The sequence below is a fragment of the Kribbella sp. NPDC002412 genome (assembly GCF_053592935.1).
Window position 1 is genome coordinate 1 of sequence record NZ_JBSFBL010000138.1, and the last position, 1936, is coordinate 1936.

Annotated in this window: 3 protein-coding genes; 2 read left to right on the forward strand and 1 reads right to left on the reverse strand. The window is 68.5% G+C overall.

Going from position 1 to position 1936, the window contains the following annotated elements; genetic code table 11:
- Nucleotides 1–307: VOC family protein (locus ACWCOV_RS41715; protein ID WP_449834916.1), on the forward strand; the 307-nt coding region annotated here is incomplete at its 5' end.
- Here the strand turns inward: ACWCOV_RS41715 and ACWCOV_RS41720 are convergent.
- On the reverse strand, nucleotides 304–984 hold the full coding sequence (locus ACWCOV_RS41720; protein ID WP_449834917.1) for a peptidoglycan DD-metalloendopeptidase family protein: 681 nt from the start codon (nucleotides 982–984) through the stop codon (nucleotides 304–306). The genes ACWCOV_RS41715 and ACWCOV_RS41720 overlap by 4 nt on opposite strands.
- Nucleotides 985–1298: 314 nt before the next feature.
- On the opposite strand from ACWCOV_RS41720, the gene rpsB reads away from it, so the two are divergent.
- On the forward strand, nucleotides 1299–1936 hold a 638-nt coding region (rpsB, locus tag ACWCOV_RS41725; RefSeq protein WP_449834918.1), incomplete at its 3' end, for a 30S ribosomal protein S2.

The following is a 1936-nucleotide window of genomic DNA, read 5'->3' on the forward strand; positions in this document are numbered from 1 at the left end:
GGTCGTCTCGATCTCCCGCTACGGCGCCGAAGGGCCGGGTCCCGAGGGATCGGTGATGCATGCGGTCTTCCGGCTGGGCGGGCAGGAGTTCATGTGTATCGACAGCTTCGTCAAGCACGACTTCACCTTCACGCCGGCGGTCTCGCTGTACGTCGACTGCGCGGATGAGGCCGAGATCGACCGCCTGTACGCCGCGTTGTCCGAGAAGGGCAGCGAGTTGATGGCGCTCGGCGACCACGGCTTCAGCCGCAAGTTCGGCTGGGTCAACGACCGGTTCGGAGTCTCCTGGCAGCTCAACCTGGCCTAGTGCCGCCTGATCATCAGGCCGGCGGCAAGGGTCAGCGCAGCCGCGGTGGCGACCACGCCCGCCGCTGCCCGCTCACCACGCGGCGGCGCTGACATGTCGGCCACCGAGTGAGCCGACACGCCTGTCGCCGGTCTAGGTGATGCGTCGACCGCCGGTTGAGCTGACGCGGTGGCGCTCCGCTGGGGTGGGTGCGCTGGGGTGAGAGGCAGCAGGCGGACCGGCCGGTCGGGGAGCAGCGCCAAGGGGTTCAGGTACTGCCTGCCCTGGACGAGACCCCAGTGCAGGCAGGTAGCCGGAGCGCAATGCGATCCGGCGGCCGAGAGACGACCGATCACAGTCCCAGGTGTGACAGCCGTGCCGACCGTGACACCGGCCACGATCGGCTCGTACGTCGTCCGCCGTACTCCGGTGGACACGACGACGACACCGCGGCCGGCGAGCAGGCCGGCGTACGTGATCGTGCCCGCGGTCGCCGCGCGCACGGGCTGACCGGGGGAGCCGGACAGGTCGACGCCGCGGTGGCCCGGGAGCCAGGGTTTGGCCGGCAGCTCGAAGCCGCGCACGACCGGGGGTCGTGGCGTCAACGGCCAGACGGCCGGATCCGGCGCCGCCGCGGCCGGAGCGGCGGGCGCCAGCACGGGAGCCAAGGGGGTCAGGAGGCTGAGCAGAATCTTCATGCCTGGAACATGCCGTGAAACCGGCTGCTCACGGACGGTGAATTCGGGGCCTGTGGACAACCGGTCCCCGGTTCGCTTCCGTCCCCACCCGTCCCGTACACTTCCGGTGGCGTCCCATGTGAGTGGGACGACTACGCATGCCCGCACAACAGTGCGTCCTCCTCGGTCCCGGCTGACCCCGGGATGAGGCCGTACGACGGGCATCAGGAGTGGTGGACCACCCGGCCCACCGCAGACAACCGAGTAGGCCCGGATCAGACGCCCGGGCCGAAAACGGCCCGGAAGAGCGTCCAGGCCGACAGGAGGAACACCTCATGGCCGTCGTGACCATGAAGCAGCTGCTCGAGAGCGGCGTCCACTTCGGGCACCAGACCCGTCGCTGGAACCCCAAGATGAAGCGCTACATCCTCACCGAGCGCAACGGCATCTACATCATCGACCTGCAGCAGTCGCTGTCGTACATCGACCGCGCCTACGAGTTCGTCCGGAGCACTGTCGCCTCCGGTGGCTCGATCCTGTTCGTCGGCACCAAGAAGCAGGCCCAGGAAGCGATCGCCGAGCAGGCGACCCGGGTAGGCATGCCGTACGTGAACCAGCGCTGGCTGGGCGGCATGCTCACCAACTTCCAGACCGTGAACAAGCGGCTCCAGCGGCTCAAGGAGCTCGAGCTCATCGACTTCGACGACGTGGCCGCCTCCGGCGTCACCAAGAAGGAGCTGCTGCAGAAGCGGCGCGAGCACGACAAGCTGCTGAAGACCCTCGGCGGTATCCGCGACATGGCCCGGGTTCCGGCCGCCGTGTGGATCGTGGACACCAAGAAGGAGCACCTCGCCGTCGACGAGGCGCGCAAGCTGAAGCTGCCGATCATCGGCATCCTGGACACCAACTGCGACCCGGACGAGGTCGACTTCCCGATCCCGGGCAACGACGACGCGATCCGCTCGGTCGGCCT

Bases quoted from the DNA above. Each gene is read 5' to 3' on its own strand.
- ACWCOV_RS41720 (WP_449834917.1), bottom strand. From the start codon at position 984: ATGAAGATTCTGCTCAGCCTCCTGACCCCCTTGGCTCCCGTGCTGGCG.